We start from the raw sequence: 23,224 nt of genomic DNA, 5'->3' as shown, positions 1-23,224 counted from the left end.
AGCCTTTATGACTATGCAAAGTCTAACCACGCCCCGGTAGCTTTTTCCAGCTGACTTCATCGCGCACATAGCTCGGTTCAGCAAGTTCAGCTGCAACAAAACATGCCTGCTGCCACGCAGGTTTAGCCAACACCAACATATCCTGAGCAGAAGGATACAAAATGCTACTCGAGCGAGCCGTCTGCCAGTGCTGTAACTCGTCACCATAGGTTTGCCAGCCAGTCCCTACTGCCACATAATCCGCAGCATCCGTTAAAGGGGTTAATGCTGTAGGCTTAATCGCTTGTTCTATGCCTTGCAACTGCATCAGGCCCGCACCATCAAGCTGGTACTGACCAAGATAAATTTCGGCCATACGGGCATCGATGGCGGCAATCACCTGCTTAGCTTGCATGGTTCTAAACGCCGCTTGCGCCATAGCCGCTAAAGTCGACACACCATGCACCGGTAAATCAGCACCAAAGGCCAAGCCTTGCGCCACACCGACACCAATGCGTACTCCGGTAAAGCTTCCAGGCCCTTTACCAAACACCAAGCCATCCAATTGCTGCAAACTCAGCTCAGCCTCACTCAGCAGCTGCTGCACCATCGGCAACACCCGTTTGCTATGCTGTTGCGGGCAAACTTCATCCAACGCCACGATCTGATCATCGACCATTAGGGCTACAGAGCAAGCTTCCGTTGAGGTATCCAGTGCCAGTAATTTCACCATAAACTCCATGCAAGACGACGGGGATAAAGCGCTGAATTCTACCTTGTCAGGCTATTAGTTACTAGCCCGGCTCGATCAGTCAGTTGCCGCATATGAGCCTATACGCGCTTGATCCCGCTCAGCGATAAACGCTTCCACCTCGGCCAAACTGCGCGTACGTTGCATCGGTGGCAGGCTTTTTAAAAACACAGCGCCATAAGGCCGGGTCACTAAGCGGTTATCACAAATCACCAGCACGCCGCGATCAGTGACATCACGAATTAAACGCCCTACCCCTTGCTTTAATGTGATCACCGCTTGCGGTAGCTGTACTTCGCTAAATGGATCACCACCACGTCGGCTAACCGCTTCCATTCTGGCTTGAAGTAAAGGATCGTCTGGCGAGGCAAATGGCAACTTGTCGATAATAACCAGACTAAGTGCATCGCCCCGTACATCTACGCCTTCCCAGAAGCTGCTGGTACCGAGTAATACCGCATGATCCAACTGAACAAACTTTTCCAGCAGCACTCGCTTACTGGTCTGGCCCTGAACCAGCACGGGCTGACGGATATGCTCAGGCAACACCGAAGCCATCCATTGCAGCATGCGATGACTGGTAAACAAGAAGAAACAGCGGCCATTATTGGCCTCTATCAAGGAAATAGCCGTCTTTAATAACGCCTGTTGCATGGCTTGATGTTGAAAGGGCTCTGGCAAATAACGTGGTACACAGAGCAACGCCTGCTCGGCAAAATTAAAAGGGCTATCTAGTAATAGTCGTTCGGCTTGCTCCAAGCCCATTTGACTGAGGTAATGATCAAAACCACCATCCACCGATAAGGTGGCTGAGGTGAAGATCCAACTGCGCGCCTCGGCAAACACCACCTGACGGAACTTGTCAGCAATGCTGAGCGGAGTCAGGTGTAAATTCAGATGCAAACGACTGGTTTCGTACCACAAGCTGACATCGGTTTGATTGGTTTCCGATAGCTTTTTTAGCCGGCTGCGACACAATGCCAACCGCTCAAAACAATGATCGGCGGCTTCACTGCGTCCCAAACTATCTTTCAATACCTGATACAAAAGCTCAAGCCCTTCATTCAGCCGTTGCATCATCAATTGCATCGCAGGTTGCTGACTGCGTTCACGCCAATTACCACGCTCAGGATCAACCGGAAATTGCAATCGCCAATCTTTCACCTGCTGCGCAAGCTTATCATTGATTTTGCGTAGCTGCGGGTGGTCAAGCAAGTCGGTTTTACAGACCAAATCCATATCCCGACACAGCTCCAGCAGTTGCCTCGATGACAGATGCTCGCCAAAATAGTCGCTGGCAATATCCGGTAGCTGATGCGCCTCATCGAAGATAAACACATCCATTTGCGGTAGTAACTCGCCAAAGCCGGTATCACGTAAAGCTAGATCGGCAAAAAATAAATGATGATTTACAATAACGACATCTGCTACCAACGCTTTTTTACGGGCTTTTAGTAAGTGGCAGTCATCATACACCGGGCAATCTTTGCCGAGGCAGTTATCGGTGGTGCTGGTAATGTAAGGTAGCGCTTTGGAGTCTTCAGCAATGTAGGTGAGTTCGCCAATATCACCGGTTTGCGTTTCAGCCGACCATTTATGAATTAAACTCAGGTCTTGCAGCAGCTGCGGCTCGGCATTGGGAATATGTTGTACATGTTGCTCCAACCGGTACAAACACAAATAATTGGCGCGACCTTTTAATAAGGCCAGCTGCAATGGGCTAGCCAAAGCGGCGGTCATGGTGGGTAAATCACGATAAAACAGCTGTTCCTGCAGGTTTTTGGTCCCGGTAGAAAGCAATACTTTTTTACCTGATAGCAGTGCAGGCACCAGATAAGCAAAGGTTTTGCCAGTCCCTGTGCCCGCTTCAGCGACCAACACCGCATCCTGATCGATGGTCTCAGCAATTTTTCCGGCCAATTGCAATTGCGCTTCTCGGGCATTAAAACCCGGAATTGCACGAGCTAGAGGGCCATCCGGCCGAAATGTTGCAGCAACGTCTTCACGAATAGAGGCCATGCCTGCCTTAACTTAAAATGCTTGGAATTCAGTATGGCGGCTATGGTAGCAGAAAACACGCTCAGATATAGATATCGACGTGGCCATGGGTATCGGCTGTTTGCTCCACTTCAGAGGTTATATCAGCTTAAAACCGGTTAAACCGTGCCTGATAGGCCTGCGCCAGCTGTTTAATCTTTTGCTCCGCTTCTTCCGGCGATGGTCGCACGCCAGCGGCCATTTGAGCATCCAACCAGTCACGCACTTCACTGCTAACATTGCGACTTTCTTCCAAACAATAACCGGGATCACTGACCCAAACTTCCATCGCCATCGCTTTTGGCGCGGTCATAGGGCCGCAGTAACTGTAACCATGTTTTTCCAAATAACCATCCAGAAAAAAGCCACCATAAATTATCCGGGTGGCTATCATTGCAAACAGGAGAAAGCCACACATCTTGAAACCAGCATTGAGCAGACTTTCATTCAACTTGTTGAGCTCTTTTAATACAATAGCTACTGCAAATAATAAAAAAACTGGTATTCCAAATATCAAAGCCATCACATTGTGACTACCCATGATATATAGCGGCCGATCTTCAATATTTAACAGCTGATTAATAGTAAGAAATAATTCAATGGCACCATAAATGCTAACACATAGTACAAATAGTAGAGTGAAACCTCTGTATAAACGATCAGACGAAGTCCTCGTATTACTTTCTTGTAAATTATCGCTCATCAAACAACCTTACATCAGGAATAGCAAACAATCTTTTTAAGAAACCAATACGGTCATTTTTATAATAAGATTTTACTTGTCTCGCGTTATCAATTGAAGCCTTAAGCTGTCCCTCACACTCCTCAAGTAATACAGCTATCTTCTTTGCAAGCTGCAAATGACTATCAATATATAAAGCAATGAAAGTAAGACCGACACCAACCGCAACAACTGCCAGTATCGGGCCTATGGCCAGCATAGCAGCCGTACCAACTACACCAGAAACAACTGCCCATGAACCAACAGAAATCGCCACTGCATAAATCGTATCAGCCGCTACACCACCAACAAAGTGATGCCAGGTGCGTTGATCATTCATTAATTGGTCCAAACCATGAAATGCAACCGACACAATCACCGACACGACGAAACCGGTTTTAATCGCATTTAAAGCGCCTAGCTTGCCAATTCCCATAGAGACAACTTTTGGATTGGCGGCCAAGTAGCGGGTGCCTGTAAGATGCTTACGCAAACCCGGATAGCCTTCAAACACAATGTGTGCATTGCCCTGAAAATATTGCACCTGAAATGTCGAAAAAGTATTGCCACCACGCTGAAGATCACGCGCCAGCACGCCTAATGCAGCGGCATCAATGCCGGAAGCAGTAAAGGCAGAAATAAATTGTACTCGATGATCATGATGTTGCCACTTTTGCTGCAAATCGCCATGCACATCCAGCAAAGCACAAAGCCAGTCTCTGGATGCTTGCTCGGTCATACCATGCAGTTTTTTTACATTCAGTGCGTACTCGATAAACTCCCCGGAGTTCATCACCACCAGAGTGGTTTGATGATGCTCAAGTGCATGAGCTATTTGGGTTTGTCGTTGCGCTTTTTGTACTTTTTCTGCCTGAAGATTTGCGTAGCCAGAACTATGGGGAGGTCTCATGCTTATTCATCCTTGATATTTATACAACATAGATGATAGCAAGGGTAACGATAAAAATGAACAAAAAAAATAAATTCAGTTAACTATTAATTCTCTACTAATGAACCTGGAAAGTAGGGATGTACTAGCAAAACACGCTCAGATATAGATATCGACGTGGCCATCTTCATCGATGGTTTGTTGGTCTTCTGGGGTGGTGTCTGGGGCGGCAGGCAAATCATCTTTTCTTCTGCGGTACTTAGATCTGTACTGTTGGGATGCCTCTCTTTGCTCTTTTTCTTTTTTTAACGGTGTTAAGCGCGCTTCTTTAAAGACTGGCGGCACGACTCTCGGCTCCTGTTCGACAGGCGTTCCCGGGGTACGCTGTAAAAATGGAATGATGACATCCATCACTGGCCTCCAGTGAGATGATTTGCACAAAGCATAACAGGTTATCGACCAGTATGGTTAAAACTTAAGCAACAGTATTCAACAAACTGTTGCTTAAGTAAGACTGCACACTAAATGCTTTAGTTCCCCGTTAGGCTGGCTTGCCAAAAGGCTGATCGATGGCATGAGCTGGCTCGGTAAACCAGACGGGACCTGCCTCGGTGATATAGAAATGATCTTCTAGTCGAACACCAAACTCACCCGGCAACACCAACATTGGCTCATTGCTAAAACACATGCCCGGCAATAAAGGCGTCACATCACCTTGAACCAAGTAAGGCCACTCATGGATATCAAGCCCGATGCCATGTCCAGTGCGATGAGGTAAGCCAGGTAAGTTGTAATCTGGGCCATAACCCTGCTCAACCAGATAACTTCGGGCTGCATGATCGACGGTTTCACATGGCTGGCCCGGCCTTGCAGCTGCAAAAGCGGCCAACTGCGCCTGTTTTTCATGCTGCCAAACCTGCCGCTGCTTATCACTTGGCGTGCCAAACACATAGCTACGGGTGATGTCCGATAAGTAACCATGCACACGACAACCGGTATCAATCAACACCATATCACCGTCTTCCAACGCTTTGGGGTTGGCGACCCCATGTGGGAAAGCGGTATCGCCACCGAACAGCACAATGCAAAAATAGGAGCCGCTGGCACCGACTCGCCGATGCGCTTCGTTAATAAAACGGCTCACCTCATCGGTGCTAATACCGGGATACAAGATACTAGCAGTGGCTTGATGCACCGCCAGCGTCATGTCCATTGCTCGTTGGATCAATGCCAGCTCCGCGGCTGATTTTTGCATCCGACAACCTGCCGTCACCGCTTTGGCATTGCTGAGCTGCAGCTCAGGCCCAGCCTGGCGGATGCCATCGGCAATAAAAAACTGCGCGCTTTCATCTATGGCTAACCGGGCTTGCTGGCCGGCAAAAGCCATCACTGCCTCGGCACAGATCTGGTAAGGGTTTTCATGTTCATGCCAGCTTAGGATGTCGCCCGATACCAGCATTAGGGGCTCTATGCTACCGATTTCAAAGTGCGGCAACACATACAGCAAGCGGCCATCGCGCAGCAATAAAGCGGCCACCAGCCGCTCACTGGCGTACCAATCTACCCCGGTAAAATAACGCAAATTGGTGCCGGCATTGAGCAAGACTGCATCCAGTTGCTGCTGTTGCATCAACATCCGTGCTTTATTAATACGCTGCCGGTATTCAGAGACTGCGATCGGAGCCACTGAGGCTGTCATATCATGCAAGCCATTCAAGGCTTCTTCTTTGTTTTTACCGCCAATGCCGTTTACCATTAAAAACTCCTGTTGGTTCGTTCGCCCCCCTAAAACCCGGTTTTGGGTGGGGGCTAGTGACTACTCAAAATACCAGGCTGGTACATTCTGATAGCATACCGGACGCACAAAGCGCTGTATCGCCCGACTACCGACTGCAGTATACCGACTGTCGGAAGCGGCCGGGAATGGCCCGCCATGGTTCATGCTGGCACAGACTTCCACCCCGGTAGGCATCTGGCCAACAATCACCCGGCCCGCCTTTTGCTCCAGCGCTTGCAATAGCGAGCGCACGCTAGCCTGCTCGCTGTCGTTGGCGTACAGGGTGGCTGTTAACTGACCCGCCAGAGTGGTCAGCAACATCTGCAGCTCAGTGATGTCACTGCATTCAATCAGCAGGGTTGCCGGGCCAAACACTTCTTCACGCAGTAATGGCTGCTCGACAAAGGTACGGGCATTGGTACAAAAAATACGAGCTTTGGTAACACAGCCCTCTTCCTCGCCCTGCCCCTCCGCCAATAAAGTCACACCAGCACTCTGCTGCAAGGTTTCGACCTGCTGCCGATACGATGCTGCGATCTTGGCGGTAAGCATGGCGCTGGCAGGGTGCGGCTGGCACAAAGCCTGCAACTGCGCTTTCAAGGCGTCACTGGCACTGTCGCGCAGTAAAAACACCAGGCCTGGCCGGGTACAAAACTGCCCCTGTCCCATCACCACTGAATTGAATAATTGGCCAGCAAAGGCTTCGCTATGCTGCTGCAGATAAGCGGGCAACACACAAAGCGGGTTTTGTGAACCCAGCTCGCCGTAAAAAGGAATCGGCTCTTTACGCTGCCAAATCAAACGCTGAAAGTGCATGCCAACCTGCTCCGAGCCGGTAAAAGCCACCGCTTTAATCGCCGGATGCTGGATCAATTGCTCAGAAAAGGCATGCGTCCTCGCATGCACCAAGGCAAACACCCCCATTGGCATCTGGCACTGCTCAATCGCTTTGGCGATGGCTCTGGCGACCAGCTCACTGGTAGCCGGGTGGGCATTGTGAGCTTTGACAATCACCGGGCAACCGGCAGCCAGAGCTGAAGCGGTGTCGCCACCAGCGACCGAAAAAGCCAGTGGAAAGTTACTGGCACCAAACACCACCACCGGGCCCAGCGCCACAGTGCGCAAACGCAACTCGGGTTTGGGCACTGGCTGACGGTCTGGCTCAGCCTGCTCGTGCACTTCCTCTTGCGGTGAACGCAACAAACGGGCAAAAAGTCGCAGCTGATTGCAGGTACGGCCTCGCTCTCCTTCCACCCGGCCCTTTGGCAGGGCAGTTTCAGCCATCACCGTCTCAATCAGAACCTCGCCCATCGCTTCGATATTCGCTGCAATTTGCTCCAGAAAGTCAGCCCGCTGCTGCCGGCTACTTAATCGATACGGCATAGCGGCACTTTCCGCCAATTCGGTCACTTGCTGTAACTCCATGGAGCCTGCTTCAGCAAAGGTCCAGCGTAATGGCTGATTTAATGCTGGGTTAAACGAGCATGTACCAGCTTGGGGCTGGCCATGCCAGCAGCCACCGATGTAATGTTGTCCTGTAATCAGGGTTCCTGTATTCATAGTTCCTGTCATCATAGCTCCTGTAATCATAGCTACCTCACTTCAAAACCAAAGGCATAGGGGTCAGCATCGTCCACCAGGATCTGGTTAAACCCGATCACCCGGGCCCAGCCTGCAATGGAAGGAATAATCGCCTCGGTCGAGCCGAGCATTGTTTTCGCCTCGACTTTACCAACAAACTGACTACCAATAATGCTTTCGTGCACAAAAGTATCGCCCACCGCCAGTTTGCCCCGGGCAACCAGCTGCGCCATGCGGGCGCTGGTGCCTGTACCGCAGGGGGAGCGATCAATGGCACCATCGCCATAGAACACCGCATTGGCAGCATCGGAACCGGCAGATTTGGGCATCCCCGTCCATTGCACATGACTGATGCCGCAAATGCTCGGATCCAGCGGATGCACACAAGGATAGGCCTCGGCAGCCAAAGCTCGCAGCAATGGGCTGTAACGCAGCACCTCGGCTGCAGTCCAGTGCTCAAGGCCCGGGAAGTTCGGCTGCAGTTCGACGATGGCATAAAAATTGCCACCATAGGCCACATCAAAGCGGATCCGCCCAAGGCCTGGCACATCAACCTCGGCATCGCGGATCGCCAGGTAAGATGACACATTGCGGATCTGTACCTGGCTAACTTTTTCTCCTTGCTGTTGATAGGTCACCACCAACTGCCCGGCCGGCACATCCAGCACCAGAGTTCCGGGCACCGCTGGCTGAAGCAACCCCTGCTCCAGCGCGGCAGTCACGGTACCTATGGTGCCGTGACCACACATAGGTAGGCAGCCACTGGTTTCAATAAACAAAATCGAGGCATCCGCACCCTCATTGCACGGTGGGTACAAGAAAGCCCCGGACATCATGGCATGACCGCGTGGTTCAAACATCAGTGCCTGACGGATCCAGTCGAAGCGCTCGATAAAATCCAGTCGCTTCTCACTCATACTGTGGCCGCGCAATTGTGGATGGCCACTGGTGACCAGCCGTACCGGATTACCACAGGTGTGGGCATCAATGCAAAAGTAAGTGCCTTTGATCATAGCTGCCAGAATTCCCGGTTCTGACCTGAGGTGCCAAAGCCAAACTGACTCAGATCAGGCCGGTTGGCCAACGCCTGTTGTACCACCTGTTCAACATAGGCTCGCTCCTGCCCTTCCAACGCTAAACGCGGTAGCCGGACATTCTCACTGCCCCGCAGCAGCAATTGCTCCGCCAGCTTGATGCACTGCACCAGCGTTGGAATGGTATCGAGCCGCAGCAACGGCATAAACCAACGGTAAATCTGACGCGCTTCATCAAGCCGCCCCAAGCGGGCCAGGTGAAATAAGGCCACGGATTCACGGGGAAATACATTGGTCAGTCCGGAAATCCAGCCAGTTGCACCCAGCAAAATGCTTTCCAGTGCAATATCATCCACGCCACAGAAAATGGTAAAACGATCAGCAAATCGGCTTTGTAACTCGGTGATACGGCGGGTATCTGTGGTGGATTCTTTGATAGCGACAATATTCGGTTCTTCGGCCAGAATGGCTGTCATCTCCAGGTTGATATCAATGCCGTAACCCACCGGGTTGTTGTAAATCATGATAGGTAACGCCGTTGAGCGCGCCACATATTGATAATGTGCCACGACTTCGCGGTCTGTCCCACGGTAGACCATGGCAGGCAACAGCATCAGGCCATTCACACCGATGGCTTCTGCATCACGGACATAGAGTGCCGCTGCCTGAGCAGTGTTCTCGGTACAACCGGCAATGACCGGAATACGCCCGGCGACTGTTTCTACGGTATGGCGCAGAAACTCTCGCTTTTCATCCACGGTCAGCGATGCATTCTCCCCGACAGTCCCTAAAGCAATGATGCCATCAATACCATCCTCAATCAGTTGATTCAGCATGCGGGCATTGCTGTCGTAGTTGATCTGCCCATCCGGGTGGAATTGGGTTGAAATTGCCGGGTACACACCGCGCCAGTTTATTTGCATTTTTTTACTCCTGAAGGTTGCTGTCGATAAAAGAATATTGTATACAATCTACATTATCAAGTCTTTCTGGAAAATTTTATGCAGCAAGTTACCGTGGTGGGGGCAGGAGTGGTTGGTTTATGCACTGCTTATTTCTTGCAGCACAGCGGCTACTCTGTGCTTTTAATGGATGCCAACCCGCCAGCCGAAGGCTGCTCTAAGGGCAATGCTGGCCATTTTGCTACCGAGCAAGTGTTTCCACTGGCCGATCCATCCTTGCTACGCCAGTTGCCTGCCTTGCTGCTACAAGCCAATAGCCCATTAAAAATACGAGCCAGCTATCTACTGAAAAGCTTGCCCTGGTTTTGCCGTTTTATCGGCAATATGGCAGCGGCCAAACAGCAAGCGCTGCAAGCAGCCCTTAGCCAGCTAAATGGGCCAAGTATGGCCAGTTGGCAAAAGCTGGCTACGCTTTGTCAAAGTCAGGATTTGTTTTGCCACCATGGTGCTTTGCTGGTATCGGAGCACTCCAATCAACTCAACCTGCAGCAGCAATACCAGAGGTACAGAGCAGCTGGGATTGATGTTAGTTTACGGGATCAGGCCGAAACACAAACGCTGGAACCCCTGTTGGCCAACAACATTTGCGGCTCGCTCGATTTTACCGAGGTAGCCCACACCGTCGATCCCTGGTTGTTGTGCCAACGTATTTTTGCCGCTTTTAAAGCAGCTGGTGGTCAATGGCTGCAAAGTAAGTTGCTGACCATCCAGTCAGGATCACCGCTGCAACTGAGCACCAGCAGCAGCATTTTTAACACCGAGCAGCTGGTGATTTGTGCCGGAGCGCATTCTGCCGCCCTGACGGCTCAGCTTGGCTGGCGCATCCCACTGGAAGCGGAGCGAGGCTATCACCTGATGGCACAAGCTGTTGGCCTTAGCCGACCAGTCAGCTCGCTGGAACGTAAATTTATTATGACACCAATGCAAAGCGGGTTGCGCCTGGCCGGTACAGCTGAGTTTTCCGGCCTGGATGCAGCCCCGGATTTTCATCGGGCGCACATGTTGCTTCAGCATGCTCGCAGCCTGCTTAGCACAGCGATAGAGCCCACCAAGCCAGCAAGCGTTTGGTATGGCAACCGGCCATCCTTGCCAGACTCCCTGCCAGTGCTGGGCCCCTGCCCTGCGCATGCAGGGGTGCATTACAACTTTGGCCATCAACACCTGGGGTTAACGCAAGCAGCGTACTCAGCAGAGCTGATATGCCAGAGCCTGCACGGCAATCTGCCACAAGGCAAACTTGCTCCTTACCGTATTGATCGGTTCGGGCCATACCGCCACCAGAAGAAACAGGCTTAATTTTGCCTGAAAATATTGCATACAAAATACTTTATTCAATAAATGCAGTGCCGAGGTGACGGCTGTATTCACCAAAACAACAGGAAGAAACAATGAAACATAAAAAACTTACCTTACTGATGAGTATGCTGCTCGGCACCACGCTGTTGCCCGCTCAAGCCCAACAACAAGACGAGACGCAGGCCAGTTCAGTCGAGCGCATTGCGGTGACAGGCTCGCGTCTGCGTCAGGTCGATATGGAAGGAGCCAGCCCTATCACGGTTATTGATAGTGATGCCATTATTGCCAGTGGTTTTAACAATGTGGGCGATGCGCTTCGGGCTTCTAACTTCAATTCGTTTGGTTCCTGGGGAGGCGGTGCCAATAATTCCTGGGCTTCGCAATCGACGGTGTCGATGAAAGGCGCTGGTTCAGCCCGTACTCTGGTGCTATTGGATGGCCAGCGCATGGCTAAATCACCCGTCATGGACGGTGGTTCAGCCAACCTCAATACCCTGCCTATGACGGCGGTAGAACGGATTGAGGTATTAAGCGATGGAGCTTCTGCCATTTATGGCACCGATGCCATGGCTGGTGTTATCAATATCATCCTGAAGAAAGATTTCTCTGGCAGTGAAGTCAGTTTGCGCCGGGAGCAAACCAGCCGTAGTGGTGGTGGTGATAGCTACGATTTTTCATTCTCTACAGGCTTTAGTGACAGTCGTAGCAATTTTATCATGACCTGGGAACACCAGCAGCGCGATCCTATCAGCATGAACTCCCGTGCTTATGAAGCACCTTATGTTGTGGAGGGTGGCGATCCAAGCCTAATGGATGATTGGCGTATGATATGGGAGTGGGGCCGCACCATTGTCAAAGCATCAGATGGTTCCTGGGATTATCAAACGCCGTTGATGAATAACGATTGCTCGGTCTACAACAAAGATGGTCAGAATGCCTTTGTTGGCCCGGTTTCTTCATTGGACTATCCAGCTGATCGCGCTTGCTTGTACGATCACTCCGTTGCAGCCAACATGACCTCTGGCAGTAATCAGGATAATATCTTAGTGATCTACAATCGGGAGTTAACCGCAGATATTCGCCTGAGTGCCAGAACTTACTGGGCCAGTAACCGCAGCAAAGATGTATCAGCCCCAGTACCAGGCGACATTACCTTCCCACATGATTTACCTTCCTACACCACAGCTGCGGGCCACACCTTGCGAGCGGTGAATGAAGGCGATCTGTTTTATTATCGCTTTGACTCAGCCGGTGATCGGGTGGCAAAACACCATGATCAAATCCTCGACTTCATGGTCAGTGTGGATGGAGACACTTCCTGGGGTTTTTGGGAAAGTGCGCTCAACGTAAACCGCTACGGCAACTTCACCTGGGGAACCGGCTACCTTTATACCGATGCCGTGGTTGGCCTGATTGGGCAGTTTGATGAGGACAGCAATAGCTTTGTGGGCTGGGATCCTCGCGACCCGGATTCTGCTGTGCCTGGTGGGGCCGCAGCCAATGTCGACAAATATTCCAAAGCCAGGGCGGTTGATTTCAGTATTGGGGCTGGTTTTGATTTGTTCGAATTGCCAGCAGGCACCATCAGCAGCTATGTCGGTGCCGCCATCCGTAAAGAACACTTCTTATCCGACATCGACTCTTTGACCAAAGCCGGCAAAATCACTGGTGGCAGCGGGGGTGCTGGTGGTGAGGGTGATCGCACCGCGAAGGCTGTCTATGCCGAGCTGGGCTTGCCATTGCTGGACGATCTGGAGCTGAATATTGCTGGCCGTTATGACCATTACAGCGACTTTGGCAGCACCTTTAATCCACAATTCGGCCTGCGCTACACGCCAGTGTCGAACCTGCTGTTACGCGCATCTTATGGTGAAGGCTTCCGGGCGCCTACCCTGGCGGACTTGTACCGGGGTCCAACCCAGGGCTGGTATACCATTACCAACTACCCGCTTTGTCATGATACTGCAGGTGAAGACATCGCTGGCTGTACCCGCCGCGACAGCCTCTATGTTGATATCGGTGGCAACGACAAGCTGGCAGCAGAAACATCCAAAACCACCAATCTGGGAGTAGTCTGGGATATCAATGATGCACTCAGCCTCACAGCTGACTTCTGGGAGCTGAAAATTGATAATATTATTACTCAGTTAAGCCCCGACCTGATCTCCTATACCCAGTCACAGCTATGGCAAGCAGCCGATACGGCTGGTATAGCACGTCCCTCGGTTTCGGAGTTATTCCCAAATACCGCTATCAGCTTTTTGCCCAATGGCCGTATTCAGAGCATGCAAATTACCACCAACAATCGCGGCTTTGAAGAAAAGCGCGGTATTGATGTACGCTTGAATGGTCGGCTGGCTACCGACTTTGGTGAATTCCGGGCCGATCTCGGCTTATCCCATATCACCCGTTTCAATCGCTCCCAGACCGTGCAAACCAATATGCAAGAACTGGAGCTGGGTATCAATGAAATTGGTCGCCTTGGTTATCCATCGGACAGGGTCAACCTGACGCTCAGCTACCGCTTAGGTGATCACAGCCTGACTTACTACGGCAACTACACCAGCAGTCAACAAAACAAAGAGCTGGATACCAATAACAACTGGGTGGTAGACAACCAGGTGGGATCCATGGTGGTACACAATATTTCTTATCAGCTGGATCTGCCCTGGCAAGGAAAACTCGCTCTTGGGGTGAATAATCTGACCGATGAAGATCCCCGGTTCGATAAGTGGGGTGGCTATTCGACCAGCTTGTACAGTGTCTATGGCCGTACCATGTATCTGAGTTACACCCAGAGCTTCTAAACCCTGGTAGGCAAAAGATGGCTTCTCCCACTCTTTTGCTTTTTGCTCCCGGTGAATCCCGGGAGCTTTTTTGAGGAACATCATGAATACCCTAGTTTTTCCAACCTGCATTTTGCTCGGGTGGACTACCCTGGCAAAAGCAGAGTCCGTACAGCCTGTGGAGTCTAGATTTATGGACTCCATTCAATACAGCAGCCAGCTACTAGAGCGGCATGTAATTGAACTTCCAAGGCTGGAGTCCCGGCTACGTTTTTTACGTGATTTATCGTATGAATTCGACTGGCACCAGCTGAGTAACGAAGCCAAAGCCGAAATGACGCCTTTACTGCTAAAGCTATCCGGGCACCCTGATTTCTTTAAATCAGTCCCTGAAGCCTGGCGCTGGCAGGAGCAATTCAGCGTACTGAGCTATCGTTACCCATCAACAGAGCCCAGCCAGCGGCTAGCGCTGCTACAAAAGCTGCAACGCATTAGCAGTCAACTGCCACAAGACCAGCTGGCTGCTGACTACGCCTGGTGGGAAGCCATCCGCGCTCAGGCATTTTTAGCGGTTGCTGCCCGCAATCAGGATGATTTAAAACAGCTCCTGAACCAAAGCAGATGGCATGAACCTTTACTGGATCTGGTGCCAAAGGCCAGTGGCTGGCAACTGGAGCACCTGTTGTGGCTATTGGCTTACCAGCATGTTCTGCTGCCAGAGGATGCCAAAGAGGCGTTCGATAGTGCTGTGCTCACAGCCTTACAAGCCCAGCCAAAGCTTAGCTTGCAAGAGCAAAAGCAACTTTTTACTCAGCGCTACCTGACCAATTCCTTTCGGGTTCGGGACAACTGCCTGCAGGAGTTTGCCGACTGGTGCCAATTGCCACCGCTTAAGCAAGCACTGCCCCATCAACACCAGTGTCACTCTGGCCTGATGATCCGATATCGCAGCATCAATAACCGTCAGCTACAGCAGCTTTGCCTGCAAATGATGGCTCAGGAAGATGACTTTCATCAGCTGCTTCGAACCGAACGTAAGCCTGTAGCCAATGACTGGAATGACCGACTGGAAGTCATCATCTTTGACGATTACAGCGACTACAACCTTTATGGCGCCCTGCACTTTAATATTCGCACCAATAATGGTGGCATGTACTTAGAAGGTACGCCGAGCGATCCGGACAATCAGGCCCGATTTTTTGCTTTTCAAAAGTTTTGGCAACCAGAGCCATTTGCCGTCTGGAACCTCGAGCATGAATACATCCATTATCTGGATGGCCGTTACGCCAGTTATGGCCCTTTTGGTCACTTTCCCAGCCATAAAGTCTGGTGGTCAGAAGGTTTGGCCGAGCTGATCTCAATGGGCAAGCAGAATCCCGAGGCTAACCGTATACTGCTAGACACGCCAGCGGAAGATGTACCATCGCTTAGCACTATTTTTGCTGCCAGTTACCAGGATGGGTTGGATATGACCTACCGCTGGTCTTACTTCACCTGGCGCTTTTTGCAAAGCGAGCTGCCAGAACGCATTCCTGAGCTAACACAGGCCCTTCGCACTGATTTTTTTGCCGGTTACCTGCACCAGCTCGAACAAGTGGCCGAGCTGCATCAGGATAGCTTTACTGCTTTCCTACAAGCGCAGCAACAGCAAACAGCAAAAAGAAAGACTGAGCAGCAAGAGCCACCGATTCTGGGGCGCTACCTATACCGTCGTTACCTGCAACCTGCTCATTTACTTAATCATGAGCAACATTTTCACCGCCTTAGCCTAAGCACCGATACCAAGGATCAGACCAATGACTGACTCAGTTCATAAAACAACCGACTTATGGGGTCACCCGAAAGGCCTCTTTTTGTTGTTTGGCACCGAAATGTGGGAACGCTTTTCCTATTACGCCATGCGTGCCTTGCTGGTGCTGTATCTGGTGGACCGGGTACAGGCTCAGGGTGGAGGTATGGGCTGGGATCATGCCAGCGCACTGCAATTGTATGGCACCTTCACCATGCTGGTGTATGTTACGCCACTGCTGGGCGGCTGGCTGGCCGATCACATCACTGGCCAGCGGCTGGCGATTATCCTTGGCAGTATCCTGATGGCCATTGGCCAGTTTAGCCTGGCTTTGCCCCACAGCTGGCTGCCCGGTTATGAGCTTTATGCCTTTTATACCGGCCTGGGTTTTCTGGTGGTCGGTAATGGCCTGTTTAAACCCAATATATCCACCATGGTCGGCGATTTGTATCAGCCCGGGGATCAGCGCCGTGATGGTGCTTTCACGGTGTTTTATCTGGGAGTGAATCTGGGGATGTTTCTGGCCGGGATCAGTGTTGGCCTGCTGATTGATCAGTTTGGCTACCAGCTCGACGTTGATGGAAACACCATTCAGGTACGCAATTACCAGGCTGGTTTTTTCTTGGCAGGGATTGGTATGCTGATTGCCTTAGTGTTGCAAATGACACTGGCGAAACGCTTCCTGGGCTCTATTGGCATTGAGCCAGCAGCCAAACGTGAGCGCCGCTTGCAGCAACAGGCTCGCCAAACACCTTTAACCAAACAGGAAGTGGATCGGCTCAAAGTGGTGCTGATTATGGGGCTCTTTACCATTATTTTCTGGGCTGGCTTTGAACAGGCTGGTGGCCTGATGAACATTTATGCCGACCGCTTTGTTGATCGCACCATTGGCAGTGTCGAGCTGAACCCTGCCTATTTTCAGTCATTAAACCCACTGTTTATTATGATTTTTGCCCCACTGTTTGCAGCGCTCTGGATGAAGTTAGGCAAACATGATCCCAACTCGCCGGTCAAGTTTGCTCTGGGTCTGGTGCTACTGGGTATTGGTTTTCTGATGATGGTGGCAGCCACCATGCAATACAGTGAAGCACAACAATCCAGTCTCTGGTGGTTGGTGCTGGCTTATCTGTTTTTTACGTTGGGCGAGCTATGCCTATCACCCATTGGCCTTGCCATGGTCACGCGCTTGTCGCCGTTACGAATGGCCTCGTTGATGATGGGCGCCTGGTACTTCTTTATGGCCGGTGCCAACAAACTGGCCGGGCTGATTGGTGCTCTGGTAGGGTCTGGTGAAGCAGCTACCGACGAGCAAATGGTTGCCAATGCCTTTGCTATCTTTGGCGGCTTTACGCTGGCTGCCTTTTTGGCAGCACTGGTGTTGTACCTGATGGCCGATACACTCATTCGCTGGATGCACGGCGCCGAACCCTCGCGAGCTGAACAAGCATTGCCGGTAGCAGTGGCAGAAACCAGCAAAGCATCCTGACATCATACCGAGATCATAAGGACATGATCTCTAGTACTTTTGGGTTAAACGCCCGTCCCTGATACTCATCCTAAGTACCAATAGAAGGTATATCAAGCTCAAACAAGTCAACCATTTAAAAATTAAAAAACAATTACTTACCATAAAAACCTGCCTATAAACCAGTAACTATTCCCAGTGGCTTAGCAGTCAGCACTTTCAGACAAAACACCCAAACAGACTATTGTATACAATATTTCATATGCTAAAAATAACAACTGCCAACAGGCAAACCACTAAAACGATAAGCAACAAGCAGGAACATCACCATGAAAACACCATTTCGATTCACTGCAGCGGCCGTATTGGGAGGGGCATTGCTGTCAACAGCTGCTGCTGCCCACCCACACCATCCGCCAGCAGCAGAAGCCCATCCTTCGCATCCACAGCAACGGATGCAGGAATTAAAAGCCCAGCACAGTCACAGCAATACCGAAGCACAACATCCCAGACCACCGCGGCAGCTATCACCAATCGAGTTTCAGCGTATTCAGGCACAAATTGATGCTGAACGCCGTAATACCAAGCTACCAGCTCAGTTGCTGGCGGATACGCCACATCTGTCTGAAGCTAAGTCGACACTGCGACTCTCCTCACTACAAAGCGGCAGCTGTACCGACCCATCGCAGCTGCAGCATTTGAGCGGCGATGCCCTGGTAGAGGCGGTAAAATCAGCTGAGCTCAGCAGTTGCCTCTATGGGATGTACAATGCCAGCCTGGTAGGTACCGCCCTGTTCTCTGATGCCAACCTGCAAAGCATTGTGCACGCCATGCTGCAGTTGCTGACACACTACAATGCCAACTCCATGTCGGATAGCTCCGAGTTAGAGAAGCTGGTGACTTTCCTGCGTGCTGTGCATTGGGCTGAATCGTCGGCTGGCAGCAATAGGGTTTATCCCGCTTCGTACACCAGTAATCTGCAGCAGATGTTCGATCAGTACTTTGCTGGCGAGCATTTTGTGCAATTTAACGGCAGCAGTAGCCGCGATTTTATGGTGCGCTATGAAATGCTGATCCTAGTCAACAGCAGCAACAGTGATCGTCTGCGCTATTTGCCCCGCTTCAGTGAAGCTATTCTGGGCTATGCCCATACGGTCTCCAGAGCGGACAACTGGGGGGTCGGTTATGAAGAAAGTGGCATGACACAACTGCTGACGCATTATTTTAATGCCTTAACTAATACCGGCCCGGCATTGGAAGCGGTACTGCTTGATCACCCGGAAATCATCACCAACCTGCGTGATTTTGTACTGAATGATGGGCTCTGGTTGGTCGGACATACCCGCGAATACCAATGGTCCGATGCCATTAGTGAGCTCGGCCGCTTTTTAAAGCTCGGTGGCAGTTTTGCCGACACAGTTCGTCCGGCGATGCAGCATCTACTGAGCAGTTACAGCTATAATGGCATTGGCGGTAATGGTTGGGTCAATGCCCAAAGCATGGTCACGCATTATGATGCAGCCAACTGCCATCTCTATGGCGATGCCTGCAGCTTTGACTTGGAAGCTGCGGTACTGTCTGGCCAGCATACCTGCAGCGACAGTCTGAAAATTCGTTTTCAGGAGCCTATCAGCGCTGCCAACCTTGGGCAAATCTGCCAAGATCTGGCAGTAAAAGAGCTGGACTTTCATCAGCTGTTTGGCACCATCCCGGAAACGCCCGTGGCCAATGATTACAACACCGATCTCGAAGTAGTGATCTTCAGCTCTTCTGGTGATTATCAAAACTACGCTGGTACTTTCTTTAACATCAATACCAATAATGGTGGTATGTACCTGGAGGGTACGCCTTCAGACCCGGACAACCAGGCTCGTTTTATTGCCTTTCAGGCAACCTGGCTATTACCTGATTTTGTGGTATGGAATCTGGAACATGAATACATCCATTATCTGGATGGCCGCTATAATCTCTGGGGCGGTTTTTCGGATACGCCAGGCAATGCCGTCTGGTGGAGCGAAGGTCTGGCCGAATACCTGTCGCAACCAGCCAATAATCCCAATGCACTCAATGTGGCTGCCAGCAAGCAGTATCAATTGAGCGAACTGTTTCAAACCACCTACAGCCATGGCACACCACGCATCTACCATTGGGGCTATCTCGCCAACCGTTACATGATGGAACAGCAACGCCAAGAAGTCGACAGTCTGTTGCTGCCCAGTTTCCGGGCACCGAAATATGCAGTGGTAGAGGCTCCCTGCCAGTTTGACTGGGGTTGGCGCGCCAAGCCTGAAGCCGAAGCCAATGGCTGGTACTGGTTGTACGACGACAGTGAGTGGGGCTCAGGCCACTGGGTCTGGACCTGCGGTCAGCTGCTAACGGATGACCTGCCCGAAGTGCCAGATTTTACGCCATACGACGATATTCTGGCAATCTGGGGCAACCGCTTTGATGCTGATTTCCACGATTGGCTGGATTGCATCATTGCAGGCAATGGTCACTGTGAAACCAACACATTCCACCCCGCCGATCTGGATCGCAATGGCATCATCGATAGTCGCGATATTCAGCTGTTCCGGCTGTGGCTGCGTCAGGGAATAAACCTGACTCCAGAGCTTGATTTCAACGGTGACGGCGTTGTTGACCAACGCGATATCCGCGCCATGATGAATTTGTGCGATCTGCCGCGCTGCCAAATCCCACAGTAACCCCAGGAGAGAATGATGAAAACTTTACTTACCACCTTGCTACTTGCTCTGTCGTTCAACAGTCAGGCGGCTCTGATTAAACTCGAAAGCCTGCATAATGATTATCAGGTCGGGGACACCGTAGAGCTGCAACTGAGCATCAGTCATCTAAGTACGACACTCGGCGGCTTTTTTTCAGAACTAAGTTACGCCACTGAAGGCTTTTCGCTAGTGGGCTGGCAGTTTGGCAACGGCTTTGACGATGGCTTTGGTAGCTGGCAGTTTGCCGATCACAATGCACTGGCGGGTCTACTGGCACTGGATGACTATGCCGATCCAGCGGCCGATGAACAGCTGTTGGCTGCCAACCAGGGTTCGGGCTTTGTGCTGGCGACGCTGCAGTTTTTGGTGCTGAGCGCGGGTGATTTCTGGTTCAGTTTCAATCCGGATTGGAGCGGTGCTCTTAGCTTCGACAATGAGTTTGTGACTGTTAACTTCAGTGATCTGCAACTTCAGGTTCATCCGGCATCTACACCGGTACCGGCACCAGCAACATTGGTATTGCTGCTTGCTGGCTTGTTGTTCCTCGGCGCCCGTAAACGCTGAAAACAGACAGGCATCCGGCAGGCCTGGCTGCCGGATGCCTGTCGCTTACTAAAACCAGGTGCATGATAACTAAAACACTCAATATTCAGGAACATCACCATGAAACTACAACGACAGCATCCAAATAAAATCAACTTAACCATTTCTTTTCTGGCACTGAGCTGTTTTGCTGCTATGGCAAGTGAACCGCAAAGCGTAGAGGAAGTGCAAAGTTCAACCCCTCAGGTACAAACAGCACCCAAGGTATCAGACCAGCAACATATTATGGCGCCTGTTGAGCCAAAGCCCATTGAAGCCTTTCGAAACCCGAATGACTTTTACCAAGCCCATACTCTGGAGCAAGCCAAACGCTTTCAACTGGATACCAGTGAGCTGATGGCACAATCAGACATGGAAACACTGGCCACCTGTACAAGCGCGATGATGCAAGGCTATGGCAACCAGACAGGTAGCGCACTGGTACAGCATATTTTAAACAACCCAAGTACCTGTATTGATGCCTTATTTAATGGCGGTAGCATCGCTTTTAATGCATTTTCGGCCAACAATATGTACAGCGTAGCTCAGCAAACAGCTCAACTGGCAAACCAATACAACGGAACATCCGGCACCGAGATAGGCAAGTTATATTACTTTCTGCGAGCAGGCTACTACGTTCAATATTACAATCCGCAGCAAATTCCTGCCTACCCTACCTGGGTAAGAACATCGGTTCAGTCAGCACTGGATAACCTGGTGAATAATTCATCATTTTATACCGACAGCGATTTTAATGGCCGTAATATCATTGATGCGCTAACGCTGATAGACAGTGCAGGCCTCAATGCGCGATACATTTATGTCATCAAAGAGTGGCTTCAGCGCTGGAACCAAAGCTATGCACAGAATTGGCATATGCGATCTGCGGTAAACTCCATTTTTACGATACTGTTTCGAGGTCACCAAAACTCAGACTTCGTACAAGCAACCCGCAATGATACGGTATTGATTCAACGATTAGGAGCTTTCGCCCGTAGCGACTGGATGTTAAACAGCCAGGCGTCTTTCTTACAGGACAATGCTGCCGCTGAGCTGGCCCGCTTCATTCAGTATAAAAATGCGCCTATCTACAATACGGTTCGTAGCGAATTGCAATCTTTATTTGACCGCTACAGCATGAACGGTACTGGTGCTTCCGTTTGGCTTAGAGCTGCGGCTTCAGTGGATTTTTATGGCGAATGCGCCGAATTTTCAATTTGTGGTTTCCAGCAGCAGCTGGAGCAGCAGATATTGAGTATCAATCACAGCTGCAGCTCAAGCATGCGCTTCCGTGCTCAGGATATGACCTCGCAACAACTTAACGAGTCCTGCAATATAGTAGAAGCTGAAGAACAATGGTTCCATCAGTTTCTGGTCACAGATCATCAACCGATTGCCAATGACTTGAATGACAGTCTTGAGATGGTGGTTTTTGACAGCAGTAACGATTACGGTTTGTATGCTGGTATCTTCTTCGGTATTGATACCAACAACGGCGGCATGTATCTAGAGGGTAACCCAGAAGACCCGAACAACCAGGCGCGCTTTATTGCCTACGAGGCCGAGTGGTTACGCCCAGACTTTGTTATTTGGAACCTTACCCACGAAATGGTTCACTACCTAGATGGCCGTTTTAACATGAAAGGCGGCTTTGCCGATTACCGGATTGGCACCCATAAAACCGTATGGTGGATAGAGGGCCTGGCTGAGTATGTTTCCAAGAAAAACCGCAACGACTATGCCATTAGCTTAGCCGCAAGCAAAGCATTTGCTCTTAGTGACATTATGGCCAATACTTATTTTAGTGGTACAGAGCGTGTTTACCACTGGGGTTATCTGGCAGTGCGATATATGTTTGAACGGCAGCCAGAAACCGTCAATCAAATTCTGACTAATTTCAGAACCGGCCAATACGATGCTTATTTAAGCGCCATCAACAGCATTGGCAGCTCTTTTGATCAGGATTGGTACAATTGGCTGGAGACGGTCGATAGCAATGATGATCAACCAGATATCACCATTGGCGGCGGTGGAACCACACCAATCCCCGGAAACGAATTACAACCCGGAGTACCGGTAACTGGGCTTAGCGCTGGTCAAGGTGAATGGCTTGAATACACACTGGATGTACCAGCCAATCAAAGCCAATTAAATATCGTACAAAGTGGAGGCAGTGGCGATGCAGATTTGTACGTTCGCTTTGGTCAGGAACCGACTTTGCAACAATACGACTGCCGCCCCTACCGTAGTGGCAATAATGAACAATGTGAGTTCACCAACCCTCAACAAGGTCGCTGGTACGTTTATACCCGTGGTTATAGTGCATTCAATGGCGTTAGCCTGGTCGCTAACCTGACAGGACAGCCTACACAACCGGATGCATGCAACAGCCAGAACCCAGTGGACTATATTCAGATAGAGCCAGGCCAACAGTACTGTGTTGTTTCAGGTCAAAATGACAACTACAGTTATTTCTACCTTTATAATACGGTTGCAAACGCCCGCTATACCTTTAACCTGTATGGACAGGGCGATGGCAATGCCGACTTATACTTCAGTCGCAGCACATGGCCAACAGCAGCCAATTATGAGTTGCGCTCTGTCTCATCTGGCCACCAGGAACAAATTACTACGGGGCAGCTTCCGGTTGGCTGGGTGTATATCAGCATCCATGCTAACTCTGAGCGACCAGAAACGACCTTGATAGTGACCCAAAACTGACAGAGAAAGCTAAGCGAGAACTTTCACAATAAAAAATGGCTAAAGTAACTCCCTTTATATAGGGGTTGCTTTTCCCATTTTGTCAAATTAGACAAACCAGAAGTTAAACGCTACCCTTCAAAAAATAG

16 protein-coding genes are annotated in these 23,224 nt (G+C 50.6%); 7 read left to right on the top strand and 9 right to left on the bottom strand.

Features of this window, described 5'->3' with window-relative positions:
- Positions 1-22: 22 nt before the first annotated feature.
- The 9 genes from tsaB to Q3O60_RS00375 form a co-directional block, all read right to left on the bottom strand.
- A complete protein-coding gene (gene tsaB, locus Q3O60_RS00415) occupies positions 23-709 on the bottom strand; it encodes a tRNA (adenosine(37)-N6)-threonylcarbamoyltransferase complex dimerization subunit type 1 TsaB (RefSeq protein WP_305892088.1) in 687 nt (228 codons plus the stop codon).
- A gap of 78 nt (positions 710-787) precedes the next feature.
- Positions 788-2,749, bottom strand: coding sequence for a DNA repair helicase YoaA (yoaA, locus tag Q3O60_RS00410; RefSeq protein WP_305891929.1), 1,962 nt, complete (start codon positions 2,747-2,749; stop codon positions 788-790).
- Positions 2,750-2,876: 127 nt separating this feature from the next.
- Positions 2,877-3,470 carry a DUF1240 domain-containing protein gene (locus tag Q3O60_RS00405; RefSeq protein ID WP_305891928.1) on the bottom strand — a complete coding sequence of 198 codons (594 nt, stop codon included), beginning with the start codon at positions 3,468-3,470 and terminating at the stop codon, positions 2,877-2,879.
- The gene (locus tag Q3O60_RS00400; protein WP_305891927.1) at positions 3,460-4,227 is read right to left on the bottom strand and encodes a hypothetical protein; all 768 of its coding nucleotides are present in this window, start codon (positions 4,225-4,227) and stop codon (positions 3,460-3,462) included. Before Q3O60_RS00400 ends, Q3O60_RS00405 begins: the two co-directional genes overlap by 11 nt.
- 309 nt (positions 4,228-4,536) lie before the next feature.
- Positions 4,537-4,788 carry a hypothetical protein gene (locus tag Q3O60_RS00395; protein ID WP_305891926.1) on the bottom strand — a complete coding sequence of 84 codons (252 nt, stop codon included), beginning with the start codon at positions 4,786-4,788 and terminating at the stop codon, positions 4,537-4,539.
- A gap of 130 nt (positions 4,789-4,918) precedes the next feature.
- The gene (locus tag Q3O60_RS00390; protein ID WP_305891925.1) at positions 4,919-6,133 is read right to left on the bottom strand and encodes a M24 family metallopeptidase; all 1,215 of its coding nucleotides are present in this window, start codon (positions 6,131-6,133) and stop codon (positions 4,919-4,921) included.
- Between the two features lie 60 nt (positions 6,134-6,193).
- The gene (locus Q3O60_RS00385; protein WP_369812605.1) at positions 6,194-7,729 is read right to left on the bottom strand and encodes an aldehyde dehydrogenase (NADP(+)); all 1,536 of its coding nucleotides are present in this window, start codon (positions 7,727-7,729) and stop codon (positions 6,194-6,196) included.
- Positions 7,730-7,746: 17 nt separating this feature from the next.
- Positions 7,747-8,748, bottom strand: a complete 1,002-nt coding sequence (locus Q3O60_RS00380) for a 4-hydroxyproline epimerase (protein ID WP_305891924.1) — start codon at positions 8,746-8,748, stop codon at positions 7,747-7,749.
- Entirely contained in the window at positions 8,745-9,692 is a 948-nt protein-coding gene (locus Q3O60_RS00375) for a dihydrodipicolinate synthase family protein (protein ID WP_305891923.1), read from the bottom strand. Before Q3O60_RS00375 ends, Q3O60_RS00380 begins: the two co-directional genes overlap by 4 nt.
- A 78-nt stretch (positions 9,693-9,770) precedes the next feature.
- Between Q3O60_RS00375 and Q3O60_RS00370 the strand changes: the two genes are divergently transcribed.
- From Q3O60_RS00370 to Q3O60_RS00340, 7 genes are all read left to right on the top strand, one after another.
- Entirely contained in the window at positions 9,771-11,027 is a 1,257-nt protein-coding gene (locus Q3O60_RS00370) for an NAD(P)/FAD-dependent oxidoreductase (protein ID WP_305891922.1), read from the top strand.
- A 92-nt stretch (positions 11,028-11,119) separates the two neighbouring features.
- Positions 11,120-13,834, top strand: coding sequence for a TonB-dependent receptor domain-containing protein (locus Q3O60_RS00365; RefSeq protein ID WP_305891921.1), 2,715 nt, complete (start codon positions 11,120-11,122; stop codon positions 13,832-13,834).
- Positions 13,835-14,006: 172 nt separating this feature from the next.
- A complete protein-coding gene (locus Q3O60_RS00360; RefSeq protein ID WP_305891920.1) occupies positions 14,007-15,617 on the top strand; it encodes a collagenase in 1,611 nt (536 codons plus the stop codon).
- Complete coding sequence (locus Q3O60_RS00355; protein WP_305891919.1) at positions 15,610-17,088, top strand: peptide MFS transporter; 1,479 nt, start codon at positions 15,610-15,612, stop codon at positions 17,086-17,088. Before Q3O60_RS00360 ends, Q3O60_RS00355 begins: the two co-directional genes overlap by 8 nt.
- 308 nt (positions 17,089-17,396) lie before the next feature.
- Positions 17,397-19,772: a collagenase gene (locus Q3O60_RS00350; RefSeq protein ID WP_305891918.1), complete on the top strand. Its 2,376-nt coding sequence runs from the start codon at positions 17,397-17,399 to the stop codon at positions 19,770-19,772.
- A gap of 15 nt (positions 19,773-19,787) precedes the next feature.
- Positions 19,788-20,357 carry a PEP-CTERM sorting domain-containing protein gene (locus Q3O60_RS00345; protein WP_305891917.1) on the top strand — a complete coding sequence of 190 codons (570 nt, stop codon included), beginning with the start codon at positions 19,788-19,790 and terminating at the stop codon, positions 20,355-20,357.
- Between the two features lie 99 nt (positions 20,358-20,456).
- Positions 20,457-23,096: a M9 family metallopeptidase gene (locus Q3O60_RS00340; RefSeq protein WP_305891916.1), complete on the top strand. Its 2,640-nt coding sequence runs from the start codon at positions 20,457-20,459 to the stop codon at positions 23,094-23,096.
- Positions 23,097-23,224 lie beyond the last annotated feature (128 nt).

The sequence above is a fragment of the Alkalimonas collagenimarina genome (assembly GCF_030717845.1).
GTDB classification, from domain to species: domain Bacteria; phylum Pseudomonadota; class Gammaproteobacteria; order Enterobacterales; family Alteromonadaceae; genus Alkalimonas; species Alkalimonas collagenimarina.
The sequence above is the reverse complement of the archived record's forward strand: the minus strand, read 5'-3'. Positions and strand labels throughout refer to the sequence as shown.